Here is a 20,244-nt window from a genome sequence, read left to right as displayed (position 1 = left end):
TTTAAGCCTGTTCCAACGAGGTTTCAACACGGGTGGCGGTGGCTGGAACTTTCCCGGCCGCTACCAGACGTTTGTGCTGCTCGGCTTCGATACGCTCGATCACATCGACCGGCACCATGTAGCCCTGATCATCACGGGCAGCGTGGATCACGAAGTACACGACGGTACCGACCAGACCGACGATGGCCAACCACCAGATGTGCCAGATCATCGCAAAACCGAATACGGTCAGCAGAGCGCCCATGACCACACCAGTCGCGGTGTTGTTTGGCATGTGGATCGGCTCGTAACGGGCTGGGGCCTGGTACGCGGTGCCGTTTTCCTTGGCCTCGGTGAACGGGTCGATGGTTTCGGCTTTCGGCAGCACGGCGAAGTTGTAGAACGGTGGTGGCGACGAGGTCGACCATTCCAGCGTGTGGGCATTCCACGGGTCGCCGTGTTCGCACATGTTTTCTGGCTTGTTGCGATCACGCACGCTCACGTAGAGCTGGATCAGCTGGCAAGCAATACCGACAGCGATCATCACCGCACCGAACAACGCAACGTACAGGTAAGGCACCCACTCAGGGTTGGTGCTGGAGTTCAGACGACGGGTCATGCCCATGAAGCCCAGTACATAGAGCGGCATGAACGCGACGAAAAAGCCGGTGATCCAGAACCAGAACGCAGCCTTGCCCCAACCTTCGTGCAGCTTGAAGCCGAACGCTTTCGGGAAGTAGAACGCGAAGCCTGCGATGTAGCCGAATACCGCGCCGCCGATGATCACGTTGTGGAAGTGAGCGATCACGAACAGGCTGTTGTGCAGTACGAAGTCAGCACCCGGAATCGCCAGCAGTACGCCGGTCATGCCGCCGATGGCGAAGGTCACCATGAAGCCCAGGGTCCAGAGAACCTGGCTGGTGAAACGCAGACGGCCCTGGTAAATGGTGAACAGCCAGTTGAAGAGCTTCACCCCCGTCGGGATCGAAATCAGCATCGTCGCCAGACCGAAGAAGGCGTTGACGCTGGCACCCGAACCCATGGTGAAGAAGTGGTGCAGCCAGACCATGAAGCCCAGGATCGAGATCGCGCCACTGGCGTAGATCATCGAGTGGTGGCCGAACAGTTTCTTGCCGGAGAAGGTCGAGATGACTTCGGAGAAGATCCCGAACGCCGGCAGAATCAGGATGTACACCTCGGGGTGACCCCAGGCCCAGAACAGGTTGACGTACATCATCGGATTGCCACCAAGTTCATTGGTGAAAATGTGGAAATCCATGTAACGGTCAAGCGTCAGCAAAGCCAGGGTAGCGGTCAGGATCGGGAACGAAGCGACGATCAAAACGTTGGCCCAGGTGCAGGTCCAGGTGAAGATCGGCATGTCCATCAGCTTCATGCCCGGGGTACGCATTTTCAGCACGGTGGCCAGGAAGTTGACCCCCGTCAGTGTCGTACCCAGCCCGGATAGCTGTAGCGCCCAGATGTAATAATCCATCCCCACGCCCGGACTGTATTGCAGGCCCGACAGCGGCGGATAGGCAACCCAACCGGTCTTGGCGAATTCGCCAACGCCCAGGGACAGGTTGATCAGCACCACGCCGGACACCAGCAGCCAGAAGCTCAGGGAGTTCAGGAATGGATAGGCCACGTCACGCGCGCCGATCTGCAGCGGCACTGCAAGGTTCATCAGGCCGGTGAAGAATGGCATCGCCATGAAGATGATCATGATCACACCGTGAGCGGTGAAGATCTGGTCATAGTGTTCAGGCGGCAGGTAGCCAGGCGAACCCTCAGTGGCCATGGCCAACTGGGTACGCATCATGATGGCGTCGGCAAAACCGCGCAGCAGCATGACCATGGCGACGATGATGTACATCACGCCGATTTTCTTATGGTCAACCGACGTCAGCCACTCGGTCCACAGGTAGGTCCACTTCTTGAAGTAAGTGATACCTGCGAACAGTGCCAGACCGCCGAGCGCGATCATGGCGATGGTTATCATCACGATCGGTTCGTGGAACGGGACCGCTTCCCAACTTAATTTACCAAACATCGTTTACTCCTCTGCCCCGGCAGCTGAATGCGAACTCATGTCCATCCCTTCCATATGGGCCACTTCTTTCTCTTTCTTCTCGTGGTGCATCGGCTTGCCCGGTTTCATCCCTTCGTACTTGTCGACGATGATCTGGAACAGGTTCGGCGTAACCGAGGAGTAGAGCTCGACTGGGTTGTTCTGGCTTGGTTTGGAAAGGGCTTCGTATTCAGCTTTTTCCAGCTGTTTAGGTGCCTTTTTGACTTCGCTTACCCAGGCGTCGAAATTCTCCTGAGAAGTTGAGATCGCTTTGAATTTCATGCCGGTGAAACCTGCGCCGCTGTAGTTGGCAGAGATGCCTTCCATTTCAGCGTCACGGTTGGCAATCAGGTGCAACTTGGTCTGCATGCCGGCCATCGCGTAGATCTGGCCGCCCAGGCCCGGAATGAAGAAGGAGTTCATTACCGAGTCCGACGTCACCTTGAAGTTGACCGGGGTATTCGTCGGGAACACGATCTTGTTGACCGTGGCGATGCCCTGCTCCGGATAGATGAACACCCACTTCCAGTCCAGCGAGACCACTTCGATGGTGATCGGCTTGACGTCGGATTCCAGCGGCTTGTAAGGGTCCAGAGCGTGGGTCGACACGTAGGTGACGTAACCCAGAGCAATGATGATCAGCACTGGAACAGCCCACACCGCGATTTCGATCTTGGTGGAGTGCGACCACTTCGGCGTGTACACGGCGTTAGTGTTGGTCGCGCGGTATTTCCAGGCGAACAGGAAGGTCATGACGATGACCGGGACCACGACCAACAGCATCAGCAACGTTGCGGTGATGATCAGGTTTCGCTGCTCAAGGCCTACCTGGCCCGTCGGATTGAGCAAGGTCATGTTGCAGCCTGACAGCAACAACGTGCCGATCAGCGGCAATAAGCCTAGTAGTCTGGGGTACCTGTTTTTACTCATCTCACGACCTCTAAAGCAGCTTGCGCAATGCAGTTGGGTTTTGATCGCCAACACTTCACCCTGCCAAGGGTTGGCATTTTTCTTGGATTGAATAAGTGGCTGCCCGTCGCGCGTCAGACGCGGTTCGACAAATCCTGGGCCAGCAGTGAGTTCTTATTCGAATACGTGGTCAAAGGCCTTGTTACAGACCAATTCCATTTGGTGCGGATAGTTGGAAGGCACCGACACCTGGGAGTCGCATGAAGCCAATTGGCCTCTCGACGCCCTATTCCTGCTCAGGGATGAGCAGTGCCGGGAATTCAGTGCGGGCGATTGTAGATATGTAACGTTTTATAAACCATGTCTCATCCCGAAATAATTTTTATCCATTCCAGCAACAATCAATAACGGTATTTGCAAAAGTGCGCCATGGTATCGAAATAGATTCTCAACAAAAACACCAAAAATAGTAGGTCTACCTCAGGCAGTTCAGACAGTATCGAAGGCTCTGCCCCCTTCCTCGACCCCGCCCAAGCCCCTATGTGACAAGGGCTCTGGCTATTCGCCAAGGCCTGTTAAAACTGCATGTTGCGGATTTTTCAGGTAGTCGTCGCCTGACGCTGGAAAAGGCCAACTTTGTTGCGTGACACGCTACCAATTCGGCGGACCGAAATGCCTTGCGACACTCCTGCTGTGACAACATGTCGCACATGTGTCGCACCCAGACTTGTCGCGCATCAAGGTCATTTTAGCTGCGCCCTGAAACGCAAAACGCCCCGGCCCTCGCAATGAGGACCGGGGCGTTTTTTTGTGTGACGCAGCGACGCGGCGGATGGCCTCAGCGCAGCGCTTTGCGGTTACGCGAAGTGAGCAGCGGCACCAGCACCACGACCAGCACAAAGGCGAGCAGCGCCCATTGAGCGAGGGACAAACCGAGGATCGGCGGGTACGGCGTGGAGCAGAAGCCGTCGACCTGGAAGCCCAACGGGAAGATCTTCGCCAGTGGCAGGCCGTCGACAATCGGTTGCAGCACATCGATGCCACAGCTCACTGCCGGATAAAACTGGATATAGACGTGATGCCCGGCCACTCCGACGCCTGCCAGGGCGCAGATCACCACCAGGGTTTCAAATACCGTGATGCTGCGGCGAGTGCGCATGGCCGCGCCGATGAACGCGAAGAGCGCGATCAGCAGCAACGCATAACGTTGCAGAATGCACAGCGGGCACGGCGCCTCGCCTAGAACTATTTGCATGTACAGCGCGCCGCCGATCAGCGCCAGGCAGATGATGCCCAGCAACACCAGATAGCGCCGTTCACGGCCCAACCGCATTGTTTCCTCGCTCATTGCGTTTCCCTTCTGAATATCGATTGCCCGAAGTCTACACGCTGGCCCTGACCTTTGAGAGTCTGGCGCGCACAGCTGGGTATCGGGGAATAGACGACGAGCCGGTTAAGAAGGGATTAACTTTGAGGCATTTTTCAATAAACGGAACCACGCGGGGGCTTTCGTGAGAAAACCCCAGCAAGCGATTGATCAGTCGCCGTAGATATCAGACTTGAAGTACTTCTCTGAAATCTTCTGGTATTCGCCACTGGTGCGAATGCCGTCGATGGCAGTGTTCAGTGCGCTGACCAACTCAGTGTTGCCCTTGCGCACCGCAATCCCGGCGCCCTCGCCCACGTATTTCGGATCCTTGAGCTCCGGCCCGACAAACGCATAGCCTTTGCCACGGGGCATCGTCAGGAAGTCACTCAATGGAATGGTGTCGGCAAAAATGGCATCGAGTCGACCGGCCGCCAGATCCATGTAAATCTCTTCGTTGTTGCTGTAACGCTTGACGTTGATACCTTTCGGTTCAAAAACCTCGGTGGCGTAACGGTCGGTAGTGGTTGCGCGCTGCACGCCGACAGTCTTGCCTTTGAGGCTGGCGTACTGGTCATCCACTACCGCGCCGTCCTTCATCAACAGACGTGATGAGGTGAAGTAGTACTTGTGGGTGAAATCCACCGACTTCTTACGGTCTTCGTTGATGGTCATGGACGACAGCGCCATGTCGAGTTTCTTCACTTTAAGGGAAGGAATCAGACCGTCGAACTCACCTTCGACCCATACGCATTTGGCCTTCATCTGCGCGCACAGGGCATTGCCGATGTCGTAGTCGAAACCGACAATCTCGCCTTTATCGGTTTTGGACGCGAACGGTGGATAAGCGGCTTCGATGCCGATGCGCAGGGTTTTATCGGCGGCGAACGGGGAGCTGCACGCCAACAGGCTCAGAGCCAGACCGGTGATGAGGGGGAGTTTCTTCATATTCGTTCTCTCGCGGGTTGTTGTTGGTTTGGCAAGACAGAAGAAAAAACTAAAACGGGGGGGAAGCCTTTTTTGTACTTAAATTCCATACTGGACTTTTATGTATAGATCGTCAATCGGGCGAGCAGGGTTAAATCAGCCTCTGGTCGGGAGGCGAGTCAGGGGGATTTTGGGTGCAGCAGATGGCCTCTTCGCGAGCAGGCTCGCCCCCACATTTGATCTGCATCAACACAAATTCTGTGTACGACAAAGATTCCCTGTGGGAGCGAGCCTGCTCGCGAAGGCGCCAGAACAGTCAACCGAGTAACATCAGGCTGTTTACTGCTTCCAGCGATCCGCCGCCGCATGATCACTGTCACGCCCTTCAACCCAACGTGCCCCATCACCGGTGTTTTCTTTTTTCCAGAAGGGTGCGCGGGTTTTCAGGTAGTCCATGACAAAGGCGCAGGCATCGAACGCGGCCTGGCGGTGGGCGCTGGCGGCGCCGACGAAGACGATCGGTTCACCCGGTTCCAGCGCGCCGATACGATGCAGCACTTCAAGTTTGAGCAGCGGCCAGCGCTGCTCAGCCTCTGCGGCGATCTTGCCGAGGGCCTTTTCGGTCATGCCCGGGTAGTGCTCCAAAAACATCCCGGCGACGTCGAGCCCGTCATTGAAGTCGCGAACATAGCCAACAAAACTCACCACCGCACCGACGCCCACATTGGCGGCGTGCATGGCGTTGACCTCAGCACCCGGATCGAACGCCGTGGACTGCACGCGAATCGCCATGGCTCAGCCTCCGGTCACGGTCGGAAAAAATGCCACTTCATCGCCATCGCTCACCGGCTCATCGAGCTGACACAGGTCTTCATTGCGGGCGCACATCAGGTTCTGTTCGCTCAGCACATCGGCACCGTCACGCCGGGCCAGCAGTGCACGCACATCGTCGACGGTGGCGAAATCGCCTTCGACGTTCACAGAGTCCACGCCGAGCGCTTCACGGTAACGAGCAAAAAACTTCACGGTGACGTTCATGGCTGATCCGCCTGGAAATGGCCGCTCTTGCCACCGAGTTTCTCCAGTAACCGCACGCTTTCGATGGTCATGCCGCGATCCACGGCCTTGCACATGTCATAGATAGTCAGCGCCGCGACGCTGGCGGCGGTCAGGGCTTCCATCTCCACGCCGGTCTGCCCGGACAACTTGCAACGCGCGACGATGCGCACGGTGTCGTCGCCTTCGGCACTGAGCTCGACCTTGACGCCGGTGAGCAGCAGCGGATGGCACAGAGGGATCAGATCGCTGGTTTTCTTCGCGGCCTGAATACCGGCGATACGCGCCACGGCGAACACATCACCCTTGGGGTGACCGCCGCTGACGATCATCTGCAGGGTTTCGGGCAGCATGCGCACCAGCGCTTGGGCCGTTGCTTCACGGAACGTCACGGCTTTTTCAGTGACGTCGACCATATTGGCGCGACCTTGGGAATCGAGATGAGTCAGCACAGGGATACTCCTGATCAGGAGCCCCGATTGTAAACCTGTGGGTCAAAATTGCGCACGCTTGATTATCGGGTCACCACAAGGTTATGTGCTGGGCATAAAAAAACCGGGCGACCTGGAAGCCGCCCGGTTTTGATGAGGGTTACAAATGCGTTTCGGCGTATTCGGCCAGTATCGAACGTGGCACCCCTTGCAGGGTGATGTGCACCCCGTTGGGGAAATCCTTGAAGCGCTCTGTCAGGTACGTCAGCCCGGAACTGGTCGCGGACAGGTAAGGCGTGTCGATCTGTGCCAGGTTGCCCAGGCACACCACTTTGGAGCCGGCGCCAGCACGGGTGATGATGGTTTTCATCTGGTGCGGCGTGAGGTTCTGGCACTCATCGATCAGGATCAGGCTCTGCTGGAAGCTGCGGCCTCGAATGTAGTTGAGGGATTTGAACTGCAAAGGCACTTTGCTGAGGATGTAATCGACGCTGCCATGGGTGTTTTCGTCATCCATGTGCAAGGCTTCGAGGTTGTCGGTGATGGCGCCCAGCCAAGGCTCCATTTTTTCCGCTTCGGTGCCGGGCAGGAAGCCGATCTCCTGGTCCAGGCCCTGCACGCTACGCGTCGCGATGATGCGCCGGTAGCGTTTGCTGACCATGGTCTGCTCGATCGCCGCCGCCAATGCGAGGATGGTTTTACCGGAACCGGCCGCACCGGTCAGGTTGACCAGGTGAATATCCGGATCAAGCAAGGCATACAGCGCCAGGCTCTGATAGATGTCACGCGGTTTCAGGCCCCAGGCTTCCTGGTGCAACAAGGGTTCCTGATGCAGGTCGAGAATCAGCAATTTGTCGCTCTGGATTTCCTTGATCCAGCCGACAAATCCCTGTTCATCGATGATGAACTCGTTGATGTGCACCGCCGGCAGGTTATCGATCAACTGCACCTGGTGCCAGGTGCGGCCGTGATCCTGGCGGGTGTCGACATTCCTCACGCGGTCCCAGAAGGAGCCGGTCATGTTGTGATAACCGTTGGGCAGCAATGACACGTCGTCGACCAGCTGGTCGGTGCTGTAGTCCTCGGCCGCAATCCCGCAAGCCCGCGCCTTGAGGCGCATGTTGATGTCTTTGGTGACCAGCACCACGGGCAGATTGGGTTCGCGCGCGTGCAAGTCGATCAACTGGTTGATGATGATGTTGTCGTTCAGGTGCTCGGGCAGAATGATGTTCGGTTCGGCACGCTTGCTCATCAGAATTGACAGCAAGCCCTTGGGCCCACTTTTGCCACGCTGGATCGGAACCCCGAGCTCGACATCTTGAGGGCTGGCGTCGCCCAGGGTCTTGTCGATCAAGCGTATGGCCTGACGGCATTCTGCAGCCACGCTGTGCTGCCCGCTTTTGAGCTTGTCCAGCTCCTCAAGCACGGTCATAGGGATCGCGACGTGGTGTTCTTCGAAGTTAAGCAGGGCGTTTGGATCGTGAATCAATACGTTGGTATCGAGTACATAAAGGATTGGCTGGTTGGAAGAAGAACTACGTCCGTGATCATCCATACTCGGTCACCTTTGTGGGAGCCAGTCGACGCAATACCGTGACAGTGCTGCGCCTCGAAGTGGCCACCGAATTCACCTGCGAGGATTCAAGTGAACTGCATCCATAGCGGGGTCTTGGAAGACGCCACCTGTCTGCAGGTTTCGGCGGTCTGTCTTCGTAATACTCCAAAACCCATGACAGAAAAAAGTACTTTGACGTTTTTTTGAAGTTTATTTTTCAGAGTGACGAATAGCCCTTGGCGTGCAGGCAATGTGCCGTTAAAGTCGGAAGTCCGCCTGCACCGAATCATCTTCAAAAACCGCCCTTGGCCCAATGTTTACGGGCTTTCGTCGTTCTCAGCGAAACGCATCCTGACAGTCTTCCCAACCGATCCCGCTTGGCGCCGTTTGTGTCATGAGCCAAGGCATCGCCGTTTTCACTGCATCTTGCTTCACATTGAAGTTGATCACCCCGTGCCGCCACAACAGCATCAGGGTCAACACCCGTTGCGCGCTCTGATTGCCCTTTAGCTTGCCGGCACCGTCCTGGGCATCCATGTCCCACAACGCCACCTGCAAACCCTGAGCCTTGAAGAAGCCTTGCGCATCGGAACGACGCTGACCATCGGGCGGCCGAAACAAGGGCACGTAGTTTTCAGGCAGTTTGCTTTTAACCAGCTCGACACTGCGGCGCACAGAATCCTGCCAGTCCTGCCAGTGGCTGTGGGAGCGGAACTCCCAGCCTTGCACACCGATGCACTGCTTTGAGTAAGTCGCTTGCAGACTGGCCACCGAGCGATCGGCCAGTCGGGCCTGGGTGTCCTTGCCGAGGACGAAGAACGTGCCGCTCATGTTCAACTTGCGCAGGTATTCCGTGGCCCACGCAGTGTTATCCGGCGTGGCATTGGCGGCGCTGTCGAAGGTCAGCAAAAACAGCCGGTCATGCATCGCTTCGCCATTGCGCTCATAGTCGCCAAAACGATCAACTTCACTGCTGGTTTGCGGAAACAGCGCCGCCTTGCGCAATTGCTCGTCCAGGTACTGGGCATGGAACAGTCGGCTCGGCTCGGCCCACTTTATGTAGTAGCTCTCATCGCTGACCTGAAACTTGGCGGCTTGCTGGCGCAGGGTGTCCATGTCTTCGACCAGGAAACAGAACGAGGCATCCTGATCGCAGCTCTGCTGGGCGAAGTTGTAGTTGGCCAGCAGGCGCTGCCACATGCGCTGGCGCAGGTTGTTGATCGATTCCAGATTGACCGTGCGCAACCCCAGGCGCTGGGCCAGGCTCACGTCATCCAGAGATTCGCTGGCCAGCAGGACGCGAGCGAACATCAGGATCTCGGCCCGTGACGCAACGTCAAACAGGGTCGGGCTGCTGAGCTGTTCGGGCCACGTGCTGCGATCAATCGTCGCCACATCACTCTGAGCGGCCAGGGCACCGAAGCTCAAGAGCCAAGCCGTGATTAGAAAAACAGTACGCAATGGGATGTCTCCATAACAAAACCCGCGCGGCACTATAGCCGATCCCACTCACATTCCCGCAGCAACACTGAACCCTGTAGGAGCGAGGCTTGCCCGCGAAGGCGGTGTGTCAGTTGGCACCGCCTTCGCGGGCAAGCCTCGCTCCTACAGGGTTTGTGCAAAACCGCCGATCACCTATGGGCTTGATAGCTGGAGTCAACAAGGACAACCCCCTAGAATCGCCCCCACGATTAAAGGAGACGACTTCATGCTGATGGTGATTTCCCCCGCCAAGACCCTCGATTACGAAACACCGCCGGCGACCCAGCGCTTCACCCAGCCGCAATACCTCGACCATTCCCAGGAGCTGATCCTGCAGCTGCGCGAGCTGACCCCTGCGCAGATCAGCGAGTTGATGCACGTCTCCGACAAGATCGGCGGGCTCAACGCCGCGCGCTTCGGCAGCTGGACGCCGGCGTTCACCCCCGCCAACGCCAAACAGGCCTTGCTCGCATTCAAGGGTGACGTCTACACCGGGTTGAATGCTCAAACCTTCAGCGAAGCCGATTTCGATTACGCCCAGCAGCACTTGCGCATGTTGTCCGGCCTGTACGGCCTGCTGCGCCCACTAGACCTGATGCAGCCGTATCGACTGGAGATGGGGACCAAACTGGCGAATGCCCGTGGCAAGGACTTGTATGCCTTTTGGGGCACACAGATCAGCGAATGGCTGAACGAAGCCCTGGCCGATCAAGGCGATGACGTGCTGCTGAACCTGGCCTCCAACGAGTACTTCTCGGCGGTCAAACGCAACGCCCTGAACGCGCGCATCATTAATACCGAATTCAAGGACCGGAAGAACGGCCAGTACAAAATCATCAGTTTCTACGCGAAAAAGGCCCGCGGCATGATGAGTCGCTTCGTTATAGAAGAACGCATCAACGACCCGGCAGCCCTTAAGCAGTTCGATGTCCAAGGCTATCGCTACAGCGCCGAGCAGTCTAAACCGGATAATCTGGTGTTCCTGCGCGATCAAGCGCCAGAGTAAGCACCCGATCGGTGCACGCCTCATTAGCGGGTCGTGCGCCGACGTCCGATCGTCCAGCAATCCCCGCTCGATTTGCCACTTCATTGGCGCCAAAAAACAATCACTCTTTTTTCTAACTTTAGTTTCACTCGACATTGATGATTCTTTTCAGTAGTGGCACTGAATTTTTTTATCGGTAGTGGCACATAACTATCTAATTCGACAATAACCCTATGTATCAAGGGCCAAACAGGTGTTGCTATCAATATGAGAGCAGTGCCATCTTTTTCAATATTTCAAGAAATTTCAGAATTCGTGATGGTCGGATCGGAACTATGTCCAAATGCGTAGCTCATACCATCGGTAACCATTCTCTCGGCGCTTGTACGAGATAACTTACGCAGAGAAAAGATTCACGTAGCAAAGTTGTCACAATAACTTTCGCTTACGCGCCCCTGATTGGGGCCACACATGAAGGATGGGAGATAAGCATCATAACTGTCCCCCTGCAAGGCCAAGGCTGCGCCCCTATAAACGTGCTCACCTGAGCACCCAACCGCTTGATCGACGGGCTTGTGGCCTGGCATTGAGCGCGCAAGACCTTTGCACGAATGTCTTCTGATTAGAAGATCTGCTGCATAACAGGGCAAGCCATAACAATAAAAGCCTAGTTGCGCACATTTTGAGTGAACTTAATTAGACACTCGGAACTTATATGCCTGCACGCGGCATTGTTGCGCCTTTAGGGCGCACTTCCGAGTGCACTTTGACCGCTGAACACCATTAACTCCGGCCATGTGATGGCTTGATAAATACAGAGGTAAATGCGATGCGCATCAGCATATTTGGTTTGGGTTACGTCGGTGCAGTATGTGCCGGTTGCCTGTCTGCACGGGGCCATGAGGTCGTTGGCGTCGATGTCGCCAAAGACAAGATCGATATGATCAACGCCGGCAAATCGCCGATTGTTGAACCGGGTCTGGGCGAACTTCTGCAGAAGGGTATCGAGACGGGCCGCCTGCGCGGCACGACCGACTTCGCCGAGGCGATTCGCGCCACCGATCTGTCGATGATCTGTGTGGGCACGCCGAGCAAGAAGAACGGCGATCTGGAACTGAATTACATCGAAGCCGTGTGCCGCGAGATCGGTTTTGTCCTGCGTGACAAGACTACCCGCCACACCATCGTGGTTCGCAGCACCGTACTGCCAGGCACTGTCGCAAACGTTGTCATCCCAATCCTCGAAGACTGCTCCGGCAAAAAAGCCGGCGTCGATTTCGGCGTAGCAGTGAACCCAGAGTTCCTGCGTGAAAGCACCGCGATCGCCGATTACGACCTGCCGCCAATGACCGTCATCGGCGAGTTCGACAAGGCTTCGGGCGACGTTCTGCAATCGCTGTACGAAGAGCTCGATGCTCCGATCATCCGCAAGGACATCGCAGTGGCCGAGATGATCAAGTACACCTGCAACGTGTGGCACGCCACCAAGGTGACCTTCGCCAACGAGATCGGCAACATTGCCAAGGCTGTCGGCGTCGATGGTCGTGAAGTGATGGAAGTGGTCTGCCAGGACAAGACGTTGAACCTGTCCCAATACTACATGCGCCCTGGTTTCGCGTTCGGCGGTTCCTGCCTGCCGAAAGACGTTCGCGCCCTGACCTACCGCGCCGGTTCGCTGGACGTGGAAGCACCGCTGCTCAACTCGCTGATGCGCAGTAACGAGTCCCAGGTGCAGAACGCTTTCAACATCGTCTCCAGCCACGGAAAACGCAAAGTCGCCCTGCTGGGTCTGAGCTTCAAGGCCGGTACTGACGACCTGCGCGAAAGCCCGCTGGTTGATCTGGCGGAAATGCTGATCGGCAAGGGCTACGACCTGAGCATCTACGACACCAACGTCGAATATGCCCGCGTTCACGGCGCGAACAAGGATTACATCGAGTCGAAGATCCCTCACGTCTCGTCCTTGCTCAATGCTGACTTCGACGACGTGATCAACAACTCCGACGTGATCATCCTCGGCAACCGTGACGAGAAGTTCCGCGCTCTGGCGCAACAAGCTCCACACGGCAAGCAAGTGATCGACCTGGTCGGTTTCATGTCCCAAGCCACTAGCACAAGTGGCCGGACTGAAGGCATCTGCTGGTAACAAGCGGCATCGGGAGGGTTCGCGGCGCTCATATCGCCAGCAAACCCTCCCGGCTTTTTCGCCTGCCTTAACCCCATCGGGCCACCCCACAGGCTCGCCCGAGATAGAGACGGATGCAGATTATGCACAGGCTAAAGCACGGCCTACTTCAGGTCGCCGGTTGGCTGTTTTACCTAAGTTTATTGATGGGCATCGCCATGGCGTTGCCTGCGTCCACGTTCGACGCCGAGTCGAAGGACTTCATCTTCCTGATCGGTATCGTCGGTATCTGGCGCTACTCGATGGGTGCCACGCACTTTCTGCGCGGCATGCTGTTTCTGTACGTGGTCTACCCGCACCTGCGGCGCAAAGTGCGCAAGCTGGGTAAAGCGGCAGACCCGTCCCATGTGTTCCTGATGGTCACCAGTTTTCGTATCGATGCGCTGACCACCGCCCAGGTCTACGCCTCGGTGATTCGCGAAGCGATCGACTGCGGCCTGCCGACCACCATGGTCTGCTCCATCGTGGAAATGTCCGATGAGAAGCTGGTGAAAAGCCTTTGGGCCCGGATGAACCCACCGGCTCGCGTCAAGCTCGACTTCGTGCGCATTCCCGGCACCGGCAAGCGCGATGGCCTGGCCTACGGTTTCCGCGCCATCTCCCGCCACCTGCCGGACGACCGCGCAGTGGTTGCAGTGATCGATGGCGACACCGTGCTCGCCGAAGGCGTCGTGCTCAAGACCGTGCCGTGGTTCCAGCTGTTCGGCAATGTCGGCGGCCTGACCACCAACGAGTTCTGCGAAGTGCGCGGCGGCTACATCATGAGCGAGTGGCACAAACTGCGATTCGCCCAGCGCCACATCAACATGTGCTCGATGGCCCTGTCCAAGCGCGTGCTGACCATGACCGGGCGGATGTCGGTATTTCGCGCCACCGTGGTGACCGACCCGGACTTCATCGCCGACGTGGAAAGCGACTCGCTGCAACACTGGCGCCTGGGCCGCTTCAAGTTCCTCACCGGTGATGACAAGTCAAGCTGGTTCAGCTTGATGCGCCTGGGCTACGACACGTTCTACGTGCCGGACGCCGCTATTCACACTGTGGAACACCCGCCGGAAAAAAGCTTCATCAAGGCCAGTCGCAAACTGATGTTCCGCTGGTACGGCAACAACCTGCGCCAGAACTCCCGCGCCTTGGGCCTGGGGATGAAACGCCTTGGCCTGTTCACTTCGGTGGTGCTGTTCGACCAGCGTGTATCGATGTGGACATCGCTGTTGGGCCTGACGGTCGCGATCCTCGCCACCGTCAAGTACGGCGCCGCGTTCATCCTGGTTTACCTGCTGTGGATCGGCATTACCCGCCTGATCCTGACCCTGCTGCTGTCCTGCTCCGGTCACAAGATCGGCCCGGCCTACCCGGCGATTCTGTATTACAACCAGATCGTCGGCGCGCTGGTGAAGATCTACGTGTTCTTCCGCCTCGACCAACAATCCTGGACTCGCCAGGACACCAAATTGACCCGTGATCTCGCCAGCTTTCAACGTTGGTTCAACACTTGGTCGTCTCGGACCATGACCTTCTCCGCCGGCAGCATTTTTGTTGCTGTGCTGCTGATGATGGTCTGACCGAACTCGCCTGAATTAACTAGGAAATCGTCCATATGAATACCGCCGTCAACGCCAACGTAGTGCATGAATCAGAAGCTCAGCGCCAGCACGCCCGAGTGAAAATCCCGGCCAAGCTGCGCTTCTACGGTCCTGACCGGACCCCGGTAGAAGCTCGGGTCCTCGACCTCTCCGCTGGCGGCCTGGCCTTCAACGCCGGTCAGCTGCCACTGAAGATCGGCGACAAGTACAAGGCCCGCCTGCAGTTCGTCATCGATAACCTCGGCCTGGCCATGGACGTCGAGCTACTGGTCCGCTCCCACGAGCGCGAAACCGGCCGTACCGGTTGCGAGTTCCAGAACCTCGAACCTCAGGACATTTCCACCCTGCGCCACTTGATCACCTCGCACCTGGCCGGCGACATCGTCAGCATGGGTGAAGTGCTGGCAACCCTGCAGCGCGACAACTTCACCAAGGCGCGCAAGGTCAAGGATGGCGGCCACGGCATGACCGCGTTCGGTCGTCTGCGTGCAGTGACCTTCAGCTTCGCGATTTTCCTCGTCGGTCTGACGGCATTCGGCTTCATTTTCAAGTCGGTGTACGGCATGTACTTCGTCAGCCACGCGCAGGCCGGCCTGGTCAGCGTGGCGGGCATGAACATCACCATGCCGCGCGACGGCACTGTGCAGAGCCTGGTGAAAACCGACGGTGTTGCGGCCAAAGGCGCCCCGCTGGCGACGTTCAGTACCAGCATGCTCGACGTACTCAAGGGCCATCTGGACGATAACCAACTGCAACCGGCCAAGGTTGAAGAGCTGTTCGGCAAGCAAATGACCGGCACCCTGACGTCGCCGTGCGATTGCACCGTGGCGCAGCAAATGGTCGCCGACGGCCAGTACGCCACCAAGGGCGACGTGATCTTCCAACTGGTGCCGCGCAACAGCGAAGCCAACGTTGAAGCGCGCTTCTCCTATCGTCAGTTCGGCGATGTGCTTCCAGGCAGCACCGTCAGCTTCCAGATCGCCGGCGAAGACAAAACTCGCAGCGGCACGATCGTCAGCAGCACCAGCCTGAAAAGCGCCGACCTGTCGTCCGACATCCGCGTGCTGATCAAGCCTGACGAGCCGCTGGACAGCAAATTCTCCGGTCGTCCGGTTGAAGTGAACAGCACTCGTGGTCCGAACCTGAACTGGCTGATCGATAAAGCCATGGCCGCCGGTCGTTAATAACAGAGGACATGCCCGTGACTAGCCCAATCAGAATCCTGCCAGTCCCGCTGACTCTGGCCATGGCAATTGCCCTGGCCGGATGCGCCGGTCTGCCCGACCAGCGTCTGGCCAACGAAGCCCTCAAGCGCGGTGATACCACGCTGGCGGCGCAGAATTACCAGCAACTGGCAGACCTGGGCTACAGCGAAGCACAGGTTGGCCTGGCCGATATTCAGGTCGACAGCCGTGACCCGGCGCAGATCAAACAAGCCGAGGCGACTTACCGCGCCGCGGCCAGCGTCTCGCCGCGGGCCCAGGCTCGCCTGGGTCGTCTGTTGGTGGCCAAACCCGGTTCCACCGAAGCCGAACAGCACGAAGCCGAAGGCCTGTTGAAAAAAGCCTCGGCCGCAGGTGAAGGCAACACTCTGATCCCGCTGGCGATGCTGTACCTGCAATACCCACACAGTTTCCCGAACGTCAACGCGCAACAGCAGATCAGCCAATGGCGCGCCGAAGGCAAACCGGAAGCGGGCCTGGCCCAAGTGCTGCTCTATCGCACTCAGGGCACTTACGACCAGCACTTGGACGAAGTCGAAACCATCTGCAAAGCCGCGTTGAACACCACCGACATCTGCTACGTCGAGTTGGCCACGGTTTATCAGAAAAAAGCCCAGCCTGAACAACAGGCCGAGCTGATCAAGCAGATGCAGGCCGCTCAGGCTCGTGGCACGGTTTCCGCCCAACGCGTGGACAGCGTGGCCCGCGTACTGGGCAATGCAACCCTGGGCACGACCGACGAAAAAACCGCCCAGTCGCTGCTCGAAGGCATCGCACCCGGCTACCCCGCTTCCTGGGTCAGCCTGGCGCAACTGCTCTACGACTTCCCGGAACTCGGCGACGTCGACACGATGATGAAATACCTGGAGAACGGCCGCGCCGCTGACCAGCCGCGCGCCGAACTGTTGCTGGGCAAGCTCTACTACGAAGGCAAAATGGTGCCGACCGACGCCAAGGTCGCCGAAGAACACTTCAAGAAAGCCGTCGGCAGAGAAGTGGCCGCCGATTACTACCTCGGCCAGATTTACCGCCGTGGTTACCTGGGCAAGGTCTATTCGCAGAAAGCGCTGGATCACCTGCTCAAGGCTGCGCGTAACGGTCAGAACAGCGCCGACTTCGCCATTGCCCAACTGTTCTCCCAGGGCAAGGGCACCAAGCCCGACCCGCTGAACGCTTACGTCTTCAGCCAATTGGCCAAGGCGCAGAACACCCCGCAAGCCACTGAACTTGCGCAAACAATCGAAACCCAATTGCCGCCTGCCCAGCTCGCCGAGGCCCAACGCCTGTTGAAACAAGAACAGGCCGTTCGTGGTGCCTTGAGCCAGAACACGCTGGAACTGCATGCCCTGGAAGAAGAAGACGGCGAGGAATCCCTATGAAGTTGAATCCATTCGTTAAGGCCGGTATTGGCCTGTCATTCGCCCTCTTGTGGTCGTGCCCGACCCTGGCGGCCCTGACTGAAAGCAAGAATTACGGCCTTGACGTGAAAGTCACCGCCCAGTCCGAAGACGACGCCGACCTTGGCACTGCCGAGGGCGGTGACGTCAATGGCGTCGGCCTCGACTTGCGTCCGTGGGTCTATGGCGAGAGCGGCGCGTGGAGCGCCTACGCCATGGGCCAGGCGGTGACGTCCACCGACATCATCGAGACCGACACCCTTCAGCAGTCCGACAGCGACGGCACCCAGGCCACCGACAACGGTGATCGCAAGACCAAGAAAAACTACTTGGCGATGCGCGAGTTCTGGGTCGGTTACAGCGGCCTTACGCCCTACCCGGGCGAGATACTCAAACTCGGTCGCCAGCGCCTGCGCAATGACGACGGCCAATGGCGCGACACCAACATCGAAGCCCTGAACTGGACCTTCGACACCACCCTGTTACGCGCCAACGCCGGTGTTGCCGAACGCTTCAGCGAGTACCGTACCGACCTCACCGAACTCGCGCCCAAGGACAAGGATCGCCTGCACGCTTACGCCGATGCGGCGTATCAGTGGAACCCGGGCAACTGGGTCGGCATTCGCGGTCATCACACCTACGATGACGGCAAGCTCGATACCGCGCAGCCAGGTGTTCCCGCCGATTCTCTGGACAAGAAAGAGAATGGCAATATCAGCTGGCTCGGCCTCACCGCCGACAGCGATGCCTACAACTGGCGCAACACCAACACCGTCAATTACTGGGGCAGCGTCACCGGCATGAGCGGCGACCGCGACACGGTCAACCCGCTGACCGCCGAGGGCAACGCGCCGGCACAAGCCAAATCCAGCGGCAACGTCGATGGCTGGGCCACCGACCTCGGTGTACGCCTGCGCCTCGATCCGCAATGGCAAGTCGGTGCAGCTTATGCCCGTGCCAGCGCTGATTACGAACAGAACGGCCTGCAAAGCAACCGTTCGAACTACACCGGTACTCGCTCGCGGGTTCACCGTTTCGGCGAAGCGTTCCGTGGTGAAACGAACAACATGCAGTCCGCGACCTTGTTCGGCTCGTGGATGCTCAACGACGAATACGACGCCAGTGTGATCTACCACAAATTCTGGCGCGTCGACGGCAACAAGCCGGTCGGCAGCAACGGCATCAATGCCGTCCAGAATGACACCGACGACGTGACCGGCGCGGTGCTCTCCAGCACGTCCCTGCCACTGGAAGATGGCAGCAAAGACCTCGGTCAGGAAATGGACGTGGTCGTCACCAAGTACTTCAAGCAAGGCCTGCTGCCCGCAGCCTTGAGCCAATCGATCGATGAGCCTTCGGCCCTGGTGCGTTTGCGTGGCGGTGTGTTCAAGCCCGGTGATGCGTATGGCAAAGGCGTCGACTCGTACATGCACCGCGCGTTTGTCGACGTGATCTGGCGCTTCTGATGCGAACCGCTAAGGGAGTTCCTGACATGAACAGTCCGAAGAGAGGCTCGATAACCTTGCTGGCCGGCGCGATGTTGCTGGCCAGCACGGCAGCTTTCGCCGCGGTGGAGCCGACCGCGCCCGTTCAAAAAGGGCAACCGGCGACCATTGCCAAAGGCTTGCAACAGGCCAAGACCTACACCGTCAGCAGCGCCCCGACCGCGCCGCTGGAGTTGGCCAAACCGACACTGCCGGACACCTCCGGCTACACCGCCGAAGCCATCGCCGCGAAAATCGTGCGCACCAACCCCGGCAAAATCAGCGTGCGCCGGATGATGCAGGAAAACGCCCTGAAGGACTTTATCGGCGGCGACAACAAGATGGCTGAATGGGTGGTGCGTCAGCACGGCATCCCGCAGGCCATCTTCATTGATGACGGCTATATGAACCTCAAGGATCTGGCCAAGAAGGTGCCCAAGCAGTACTTCAGCGAAACCTCGCCGGGCGTATTCCTGGCGAAGTTGCCGATTGTGGTGGGTAACAAGGGCATTCTGGAAATCGACAAGCAGACCCAGGAACTGCGCCTGTCTCAGGAGGCCGGTTCGTTCCTGGTCAACGACGGTCAGCTGTTCGTGCGTGATACCAAAATCACCGGTTGGAGTGAGAAGGCAAACGGCCCGGCGATGTTCAAGTCGGCGAAGGAATTCCGTCCGTTCATGTTGTCCTGGGGTGGCACCGAGACTTACATCGCCAACAGCAAGATCGCCAGTTTCGGTTATGCCAACAGTAAGTCTTACGGCGTGAGTATTTCCCAGTACACGCCGAACATGGCCAAGGTGCTCAAGCGCCCTGAACCGACCGGCTGGATTGTCGGCTCCGAGTTCTCGGACATGTGGTACGGCTTCTACTGCTACGAAACCCGCGACTTTGTGGTCAAGGGCAACACCTACAAAGACAACATCGTCTACGGCATTGACCCGCATGACCGTTCCCACGGTCTGATCATCGCCGACAACACGGTGTTCGGGACCAAGAAGAAGCACGGGATCATCATTTCCCGTGAGGTCAACAAAAGCTTCATCTTCAACAACCGCAGCTACGACAACAAGTTGTCGGGCCTGGTGATCGACCGTAACAGCGTGAGCAACCTGATCGCCTACAACGAGATTTACAAGAACCACACCGACGGCATCACCCTCTACGAGAGTGGCGACAACCTGCTGTGGGGCAACAAGGTGATCAGCAACCGTCGTCACGGCATCCGGATTCGTAACAGCGTGAACATCCGCCTCTACGAAAACCTGTCCATGGCCAACGGCCTGACCGGTGTCTACGGGCACATCAAGGACCTGAGCGACACCGACCGTGACATCAAGCTCGACCCGTTCGACGCCCAGGTGTCGCTGATCATCGTCGGTGGCGAACTGGCCGGCAACGGCAGCGGACCACTGTCCATCGACTCGCCGCTGAGCGTCGAGTTGTATCGCGTGTCCATGCTCTCGCCGACCAAATCCAGCGGCATCAGCTTCAACGGAATTCTTGGCGAGCGCCAGGATGAAATTCTCGACCTGCTGGTTCGCCAGCAGAAAGCCGTGCTGATCGACCCTGTCGAACGCCAGACCGAAATGCAGGACTGAGGACAATTTT

Annotated in this window: 16 protein-coding genes; 7 read left to right on the top strand and 9 right to left on the bottom strand. The window is 58.0% G+C overall.

Going from position 1 to position 20,244, the window contains the following annotated elements; translation table 11 throughout:
- Position 1 precedes the first annotated feature (1 nt).
- The 9 genes from cyoB to ACYZTR_RS05855 form a co-directional block, all read right to left on the bottom strand.
- Positions 2–2,032 (bottom strand): cytochrome o ubiquinol oxidase subunit I, encoded by a 2,031-nt coding sequence (gene cyoB / locus ACYZTR_RS05895; protein ID WP_461977198.1) that lies wholly within the window; start codon positions 2,030–2,032, stop codon positions 2–4.
- Between the two features lie 3 nt (positions 2,033–2,035).
- Positions 2,036–2,980: a ubiquinol oxidase subunit II gene (gene cyoA, locus ACYZTR_RS05890; RefSeq protein ID WP_461977196.1), complete on the bottom strand. Its 945-nt coding sequence runs from the start codon at positions 2,978–2,980 to the stop codon at positions 2,036–2,038.
- Between the two features lie 817 nt (positions 2,981–3,797).
- Positions 3,798–4,307: a disulfide bond formation protein B gene (locus tag ACYZTR_RS05885; protein ID WP_461977194.1), complete on the bottom strand. Its 510-nt coding sequence runs from the start codon at positions 4,305–4,307 to the stop codon at positions 3,798–3,800.
- A gap of 189 nt (positions 4,308–4,496) precedes the next feature.
- Complete coding sequence (locus ACYZTR_RS05880; protein WP_461977192.1) at positions 4,497–5,273, bottom strand: ABC transporter substrate-binding protein; 777 nt, start codon at positions 5,271–5,273, stop codon at positions 4,497–4,499.
- Between the two features lie 318 nt (positions 5,274–5,591).
- The gene (moaE, locus tag ACYZTR_RS05875) at positions 5,592–6,044 is read right to left on the bottom strand and encodes a molybdopterin synthase catalytic subunit MoaE (RefSeq protein WP_461977190.1); all 453 of its coding nucleotides are present in this window, start codon (positions 6,042–6,044) and stop codon (positions 5,592–5,594) included.
- 3 nt (positions 6,045–6,047) lie between these two features.
- Entirely contained in the window at positions 6,048–6,290 is a 243-nt protein-coding gene (gene moaD, locus ACYZTR_RS05870; protein WP_461977188.1) for a molybdopterin converting factor subunit 1, read from the bottom strand.
- Positions 6,287–6,760 (bottom strand): cyclic pyranopterin monophosphate synthase MoaC, encoded by a 474-nt coding sequence (gene moaC / locus ACYZTR_RS05865; RefSeq protein ID WP_033061025.1) that lies wholly within the window; start codon positions 6,758–6,760, stop codon positions 6,287–6,289. Before moaC ends, moaD begins: the two co-directional genes overlap by 4 nt.
- Before the next feature lie 139 nt (positions 6,761–6,899).
- A complete protein-coding gene (locus ACYZTR_RS05860; protein WP_449643839.1) occupies positions 6,900–8,294 on the bottom strand; it encodes a PhoH family protein in 1,395 nt (464 codons plus the stop codon).
- Between the two features lie 336 nt (positions 8,295–8,630).
- On the bottom strand, positions 8,631–9,755 hold the full coding sequence (locus tag ACYZTR_RS05855; RefSeq protein ID WP_461977186.1) for a polysaccharide deacetylase family protein: 1,125 nt from the start codon (positions 9,753–9,755) through the stop codon (positions 8,631–8,633).
- A 247-nt stretch (positions 9,756–10,002) separates the two neighbouring features.
- On the opposite strand from ACYZTR_RS05855, the gene yaaA reads away from it, so the two are divergent.
- From yaaA to algG, 7 genes are all read left to right on the top strand, one after another.
- Positions 10,003–10,782 carry a peroxide stress protein YaaA gene (gene yaaA / locus ACYZTR_RS05850; protein WP_461977184.1) on the top strand — a complete coding sequence of 260 codons (780 nt, stop codon included), beginning with the start codon at positions 10,003–10,005 and terminating at the stop codon, positions 10,780–10,782.
- A gap of 808 nt (positions 10,783–11,590) precedes the next feature.
- On the top strand, positions 11,591–12,907 hold the full coding sequence (locus ACYZTR_RS05845; protein WP_461977182.1) for a nucleotide sugar dehydrogenase: 1,317 nt from the start codon (positions 11,591–11,593) through the stop codon (positions 12,905–12,907).
- A gap of 122 nt (positions 12,908–13,029) precedes the next feature.
- Positions 13,030–14,511: a mannuronan synthase gene (gene alg8 / locus ACYZTR_RS05840; protein ID WP_461977180.1), complete on the top strand. Its 1,482-nt coding sequence runs from the start codon at positions 13,030–13,032 to the stop codon at positions 14,509–14,511.
- 35 nt (positions 14,512–14,546) lie between these two features.
- Positions 14,547–15,716 carry a PilZ domain-containing protein gene (locus ACYZTR_RS05835; protein ID WP_461977178.1) on the top strand — a complete coding sequence of 390 codons (1,170 nt, stop codon included), beginning with the start codon at positions 14,547–14,549 and terminating at the stop codon, positions 15,714–15,716.
- A gap of 11 nt (positions 15,717–15,727) precedes the next feature.
- Positions 15,728–17,134: an alginate biosynthesis TPR repeat lipoprotein AlgK gene (gene algK / locus ACYZTR_RS05830; RefSeq protein ID WP_461977176.1), complete on the top strand. Its 1,407-nt coding sequence runs from the start codon at positions 15,728–15,730 to the stop codon at positions 17,132–17,134.
- A complete protein-coding gene (locus ACYZTR_RS05825; protein WP_461977174.1) occupies positions 17,131–18,618 on the top strand; it encodes an alginate export family protein in 1,488 nt (495 codons plus the stop codon). Before algK ends, ACYZTR_RS05825 begins: the two co-directional genes overlap by 4 nt.
- A 26-nt stretch (positions 18,619–18,644) precedes the next feature.
- Complete coding sequence (algG, locus tag ACYZTR_RS05820; RefSeq protein ID WP_461977172.1) at positions 18,645–20,234, top strand: mannuronan 5-epimerase AlgG; 1,590 nt, start codon at positions 18,645–18,647, stop codon at positions 20,232–20,234.
- Positions 20,235–20,244 lie beyond the last annotated feature (10 nt).

The organism is Pseudomonas sp. Hz4, from assembly GCF_054898165.1.
Note: the sequence above shows the minus strand (reverse complement) of the source record. Positions and strands in the feature narration are given on the sequence as shown.

Excerpts from the sequence above, each read along its gene's own strand:
- ACYZTR_RS05835 (WP_461977178.1), top strand. The coding sequence starts at position 14,547 with ATGAATACCGCCGTCAACGCCAACGTAGTGCATGAATCAGAAGCTCAG.
- moaE (WP_461977190.1), bottom strand. The coding sequence starts at position 6,044 with ATGGCGATTCGCGTGCAGTCCACGGCGTTCGATCCGGGTGCTGAGGTC.
- ACYZTR_RS05845 (WP_461977182.1), top strand. The coding sequence starts at position 11,591 with ATGCGCATCAGCATATTTGGTTTGGGTTACGTCGGTGCAGTATGTGCC.
- algG (WP_461977172.1), top strand. The coding sequence starts at position 18,645 with ATGAACAGTCCGAAGAGAGGCTCGATAACCTTGCTGGCCGGCGCGATG.
- ACYZTR_RS05885 (WP_461977194.1), bottom strand. The coding sequence starts at position 4,307 with ATGAGCGAGGAAACAATGCGGTTGGGCCGTGAACGGCGCTATCTGGTG.
- cyoA (WP_461977196.1), bottom strand. The coding sequence starts at position 2,980 with ATGAGTAAAAACAGGTACCCCAGACTACTAGGCTTATTGCCGCTGATC.
- ACYZTR_RS05860 (WP_449643839.1), bottom strand. The coding sequence starts at position 8,294 with ATGGATGATCACGGACGTAGTTCTTCTTCCAACCAGCCAATCCTTTAT.
- alg8 (WP_461977180.1), top strand. The coding sequence starts at position 13,030 with ATGCACAGGCTAAAGCACGGCCTACTTCAGGTCGCCGGTTGGCTGTTT.
- cyoB (WP_461977198.1), bottom strand. The coding sequence starts at position 2,032 with ATGTTTGGTAAATTAAGTTGGGAAGCGGTCCCGTTCCACGAACCGATC.
- ACYZTR_RS05880 (WP_461977192.1), bottom strand. The coding sequence starts at position 5,273 with ATGAAGAAACTCCCCCTCATCACCGGTCTGGCTCTGAGCCTGTTGGCG.
- yaaA (WP_461977184.1), top strand. The coding sequence starts at position 10,003 with ATGCTGATGGTGATTTCCCCCGCCAAGACCCTCGATTACGAAACACCG.
- moaD (WP_461977188.1), bottom strand. The coding sequence starts at position 6,290 with ATGAACGTCACCGTGAAGTTTTTTGCTCGTTACCGTGAAGCGCTCGGC.
- ACYZTR_RS05825 (WP_461977174.1), top strand. The coding sequence starts at position 17,131 with ATGAAGTTGAATCCATTCGTTAAGGCCGGTATTGGCCTGTCATTCGCC.
- algK (WP_461977176.1), top strand. The coding sequence starts at position 15,728 with ATGCCCGTGACTAGCCCAATCAGAATCCTGCCAGTCCCGCTGACTCTG.